The organism is Nostoc sp. 'Peltigera membranacea cyanobiont' 213, from assembly GCF_002245975.1.
In the GTDB taxonomy this organism is placed as follows: Bacteria; Cyanobacteriota; Cyanobacteriia; order Cyanobacteriales; family Nostocaceae; genus Nostoc.
On sequence record NZ_NOLI01000249.1, the window covers coordinates 1 to 5409 of the forward strand.

Below are 5409 nucleotides of genomic sequence, written 5' to 3' on the forward strand. Positions count from 1 at the left end.
AAATGCTTACGCCGGTAACGCAGTTTTGATATGTCTTGCGATAGTAGAAGCGTAGGGGATGTTTTGCCTATTCTCAGTAACATCTAGATATGCTTCATCTAGTGCAACCCCTTCTATCAAGTTAGTATAGCGTATGAATAATCGATTTGCCGATATCAAATTTGCCATTCGTTTCTGCCCTTCATGCTTCAGCTACAGGTTTCCAAGATGAAGTTAAATTCTAAGTATGACTATATTGTTATTGGTGCGGGTTCGGCAGGCTGCGTTATCGCCAACCGAATGTCACAAAACAGCGATACAACTGTGTTACTCCTTGAAGCAAAGAGCGTACCTGGAATTGCAACTATATTAAATATTAAACAGCTCTAACTTTATTAGTTCAAAAACATAAAAGAACACACATGACCACTAAAATAGATTTTCAAGGGGATATGGATAACGCAAGCATTCCATTGAATCAAAACAAAGAAGAAGTATTTCAATGGACAAAGCAGTGGTATCCTGTAGCAGTTGTGGATTTCTTAGATTCATCTCGCCCACATGCAATACAGTTATTAGGAAAAGATTTAGTCTTGTGGCGAGACAGTTTGAGTAAATGGTCAATATTTGAAGATTGTTGCCCACATCGACTAGCTCCTCTTTCAGAAGGGCGTGTTGAGTCTGATGGCACACTTTTATGTGCTTATCATGCTTGGCGTTTTGATTCGCAGGGAAACTGTGTGAGCATTCCCCAGTCGAAAGATCAGCAAACATCTTCTAAACACTGCTCAAATTCAAAGTCATCTGCAATTAGTTATCCAACACAAGAACGGCAGGGTTTATTGTGGGTTTGGGCTGAGTCTGGTTCTGATGCACAGCTTGAAAGTCAATTGAGGACACCACGAATTATTCCAGAACTTGAAGAAAACTCCGACAGAGTAGTTCATCTATTTTGGAATATACGTGACCTACCCTATGGATGGGACTTTTTCATGGAGAATGTAGCTGACCCAGCCCATGTCCCTGTTTCCCACCACGGTATAGTTGGCAATCGCTATAAAGATGCTAATTACTACGATATGCTTTGCATCAAGGAAATGTCTACTCAAGAAGGATTTTCTTTTGAAATTACACCGACTGCCCCCACGATTTCACAAGCGATTCACGACTNTCCAGCCACCTTGTCAGATGAGGATAGTTTCTACTTCCAAAGATGGTGGTAAGCTGATCCTGGCATTGTATGCTACCCCTACACGCCCAGGGTGGTGTCGTCATATTGGCTGCCAGGTCTTAGTTAAGAACGAGATGGGCAAGACACCTAAAGGATTAGGAGTCTTTGGACTACCAATGCCAACTTGGCTAGGCCATGTTTTGTCATCCTTGTTCTTACACCAAGACTTAGTATTTCTTCATTATCAACAGAAGACTCTAGCTAAACGTCAAAAGATCCAATGGGTGAAAGCAGTTTATACACCCAATCCTCAAGATAAAATGGTAATTACATTTCGCCAGTGGTTGGAGAAAAAAGCTGGAGGTAGTATTCCTTGGGCTTCAGGGTGTAATACCGATCTTCCCTTGCTTGAATTAGACTCTTCAAAGCTTTTTGATGTCTGGACAACTCATACCCAACATTGCCAAGTTTGCAAAGATGCTTTGAAAAATATTAAACGTCTACGGGTGTTGGCTTACGGTTTATCTATATTATGCTTATGTGTTGCTGTAATTCTGGATGCAAGAGCCATAACGGTAAAAGCTGCATTAGCATCAAGAAACCAAATACCCGCATCACTTTTAACGGTTTTTCCTCATACAGGATTCTGGTGGGCGCTTGGGGGTGCAACATTATTTGTACTTCTAGGATACTTGCTTGATAAATTTAGTCGCCTATTTTACGTTTACGAGTTTGAACACGCACACAATGATTAATAAACTCAAGGTTAGTGCTAAGAAAATTTATTCAGAAGGCTCGGTTGGCAGGACGTTCCTGCCAACCGAGCCTTCTGAATTCCAAATTTCCAAACCAAGTTGTACGCCGTTCGAGAGATGCCAATAGTTTCGCCTATTGCTATGACTAGCAGATCAGTCCAGAAATGTTTTATTCAATCAACCCCAAATGTCGGTGAAATACTTCAACAGCATTCGCCACACCATCCTCAGCCCTGATTTTCTCACCTAACTCCTGGGCTTTACACCGCATGACCTCATCACCCAGTACTACTTCAATCGCTGCTGCTAAAGTTTTTTCTGATACCTTCTGGTACGGTATCGGTTGTGGGCTGACTCCTAACCGAGTTAGCTTTTCACCCCAAATCGGCTGATCTGCAAAAAAGGGTACAGTAATTGATGGTGTCCCCGCACGTAACACTGCTGCCGTTGTACTAGCTCCTCCGTGATGTACTACTGCTGGCACTTGAGGAAATAACCAATCATGCGGAACTTCCTCGATCGCAAACACTCGTAGCGAATCTTTTATATTCACCGTTCTTCCAACCTCGCCCCAGCCTGACAATATAATCCCGCCTTGATGTGTTTTCTTTAAGGCTTCTACGATGTAATGTGTGAGATATTCTGGATTGGGCATCGTCATGCTGCCGAACCCAAAACACAAAGGTAATTGCTTTCGCCCAAGAAAATCCTCTAGTTCCAGGGGTGGCTCGTATTCCGAGGCTTGGTCAATAAACCAGAAACCAGTCACATACGCCCAATGCGGCCAGTCACGAGGTTTTGGGATTACGTGCGAACTAAATCCATACAATACAGGGATTCGTGATACATTCGCCGGAGTCTTCCGTCTGAAGCGTCTGCCCAAATATGGTAAGGGCGGCAATTTCAATGTTTCTGTTCTGAAGTGATTGAGCAGTTGACGATATCTTTGCCAGTGCAAAAACTCTACTAGCAAGTAGCTACCATAGTTGATCGCTTTCTTTAGCGGGTTTTTAGTTGTTTGAGCAAATTTCAAAAACCCAAACATCCCTGTGGGAGTCAACGGCAGAACTGATGCAAAAAAGCAGGGTACGCCTAATTTCTCTACGATATGATATCCAAAGGTAGCTAACGGCGTGTAGATAATTACCTCACTTCCCTGACACGCACTCCAAGCTGATTCTAACTGTTGAAGTAAAAGCTTATCTCCTTCTTCTTTTTTCAACTTTTCTCCCGCAATCAATCGCTGCCCTTGTTTCGATTGCAAAAACTCTTCCATATTGCCAGCAATCGGCGCAAACTTTAAATCGAACTTCCTCACAAATGGTTCAAAGTTCTCATGGGTTGCAATCGTTACTTCATGCCCCGCACGCTTCAAGCCAATAGCCAAAGCGCAGTATGGTTGCAAGTCTCCCCTTGAACCTACTGTTAGGATCGTAATCTTCAGTTTCCGGCTTGGTGCTATAGGTAGACTTTGGCTCAAATGCTTTTTCAAAAATGAAAACTCCAGTATTCAAAAATTGTACTAATTTACTGTGTCTCTGGGCGATAAACCAATACAGTTGAAATCAGCCTGCTTTTTCGTAACTGGTCAAAACAATTCACGCACGATCAATCTCATGAAATGGTCAAGGGAATCCCGTTATCTTTGGGTTTTAACTTGAGAATAAATGGAACAGCTTTCAATACCCAATCGGACACAGGTGTATAATTAGCAGCTTCTTCTCCAAAGCTAATAGAAAGCATATCTGTATGAATAATCCCTGGATTAAGGGGTATAGCTGCCATACCATTCGGCAATTCTTGTGCCAAAGAACGAGTTAATCCTTCTATTGCCCACTTGGAAGCGCAGTATGGGGCAACTTGGGCTGAAGTCGAACGTCCCCAGCCTGAACTAAAATTAACAATAATACCCCGTTTCTTTTTCACCATTGCTGGTACGAAATGGCGAATTATATTCGCTACTCCTTTGATATTGATATCTATAAGATCCGAAAATTCTTCAGATGGTATTTCCCACAAAGGTGCTGGATAATTGGTAATTGCCGCATTATTAATCACTATATCTGGCGGTGAATATTTTTGAAGTACGAAAGAGTGCCCATTTTTTTACAAGTTGTTCATTTGCCACATCTACGGATGTGAAATCGTTCGGCGCACTAAATGAATGGCGTATTTTATCGATTGCATCTGATGAACGGGCGCAACCAATAACAGTATGTCCCTGTTGAATAAAACCCTCAGTCATTGCATAACCTAGACCTTTACTTATGCCTGTAATTAAGATGAGCTTACTCATATTTTTCTGTTATTCTTGTTCTGAATCAATAATTCGTGGGAAAAAATAACCACTACCTCTTGCTGTAATAATGAACTCTGGGTCGTTGGGGTCAGANTTCTACCTTTGTCCGCAATCGTGAGATATGCACATCTACCACACGGGTGTCTGTATTCATCTCTGGTACAAAGCCCCACAATTGCTGTAATATTTCAACCCTTGAAAAAATCTTTCCCGAATGATTAACTAACAACTCTAATAAGCTAAACTCCACACCTGTCAACCGAATGCGTTGCTCATTTTTATGCACTTGCCGCTTACTTGTATCGATTTTCAGGTCGCCTGCATGAATTATCCCAGAGTTAGGAATAGTATTGATACTGGTTTTGTGGGAGCGCCGTTTTAATACACAGGCAATTCGAGCTTCTAATTCCTTGGGTGAGAAAGGTTTCGTCATGTAGTCATCAGCACCTAGCTCAAGCCCAGTGATTCGGTCTGCTACATCTGCCAAGGCTGTGAGCATGATAATTGGTACGTCTGATTGTTTCCGTAATTCTTGACAGACACCGTAGCCATCCAGCTTTGGCATCATTACATCCAGAACTATTAAATCAGGGATCAACAAGCGAAAAGCTGACAAAGCTTCTTCACCATCACTAGCTGTCACTACACTGTAGCCAATCATTTCTAACCGCGTCTGTAAAATCCGGCGGATGCTGGCTTCGTCGTCTACTACTAAGATTGTGCCTTTTTCACCTGATAAGTTTCTCAACGCTGTTCCTTTCCAGCGAGAACTCTTAACCATCCATTATCTGCTTATTAGGAGTCAAAAACGCAAAATAATCTTGAGTTACAGTCATGAGGAAAGAAGCGATGCCTGCGGCGAGCTACGCTTACGCTTAATACTTGCATCTGTGCAACAGATTATGCTGGGGCATTTACCCGAAAACAGATTTGTACACAATTAATAAATTCTTACAATTTGGGACTCGTATTTCCCATCAATTTGGTGTACCTTGTTAATTCTGTGCAATTATTAATACTCATCTTCTCCCAACTTTACCCATCCAAATTTTAAGCCAATGCCTTCAAGGGAACAGCCAATGAATACTTCTAATGAGATACATACTAAGAAAATCATCAAAAAATCTGACAAGCTCACGCTGAGACAGATGAAATTAATCGAGGAGGCTGAAGACCAACTTCTTGAAGCTAATACTGTCAATTCT

General features: G+C 41.9%; 3 protein-coding genes and 3 pseudogenes. 2 read left to right on the forward strand and 4 right to left on the reverse strand.

Annotated elements, in window-relative coordinates; all coding sequences use genetic code 11:
- Window positions 1-207 precede the first annotated feature (207 nt).
- Both CDG77_RS35980 and CDG77_RS33150 read left to right on the forward strand, forming a co-directional pair.
- Window positions 208-339 (forward strand): annotated as a pseudogene (locus CDG77_RS35980) (NAD(P)-binding protein); the annotation flags it as partial.
- A 62-nt stretch (window positions 340-401) separates the two neighbouring features.
- Window positions 402-1905, forward strand: a pseudogene (locus tag CDG77_RS33150) (aromatic ring-hydroxylating dioxygenase subunit alpha).
- A gap of 169 nt (window positions 1906-2074) precedes the next feature.
- Here the strand turns inward: CDG77_RS33150 and CDG77_RS33155 are convergent.
- The 4 genes and pseudogenes from CDG77_RS33155 to rpaB all read right to left on the reverse strand — a co-directional run bounded on the left by CDG77_RS33155 (window position 2075) and on the right by rpaB (window position 4985).
- Window positions 2075-3397, reverse strand: coding sequence for a glycosyltransferase (locus tag CDG77_RS33155; RefSeq protein WP_143857148.1), 1323 nt, complete (start codon window positions 3395-3397; stop codon window positions 2075-2077).
- A 122-nt stretch (window positions 3398-3519) separates the two neighbouring features.
- Window positions 3520-3963, reverse strand: coding sequence for an SDR family oxidoreductase (locus CDG77_RS33160; protein ID WP_262985191.1), 444 nt, complete (start codon window positions 3961-3963; stop codon window positions 3520-3522).
- The gene (locus CDG77_RS38790; protein WP_262985192.1) at window positions 3956-4201 is read right to left on the reverse strand and encodes an SDR family NAD(P)-dependent oxidoreductase; all 246 of its coding nucleotides are present in this window, start codon (window positions 4199-4201) and stop codon (window positions 3956-3958) included. The genes CDG77_RS33160 and CDG77_RS38790 overlap by 8 nt, the downstream gene beginning before the upstream one ends.
- 9 nt (window positions 4202-4210) lie before the next feature.
- Window positions 4211-4985: pseudogene (gene rpaB / locus CDG77_RS33165) on the reverse strand (response regulator transcription factor RpaB).
- Between the last annotated feature and the right edge of the window lie 424 nt (window positions 4986-5409).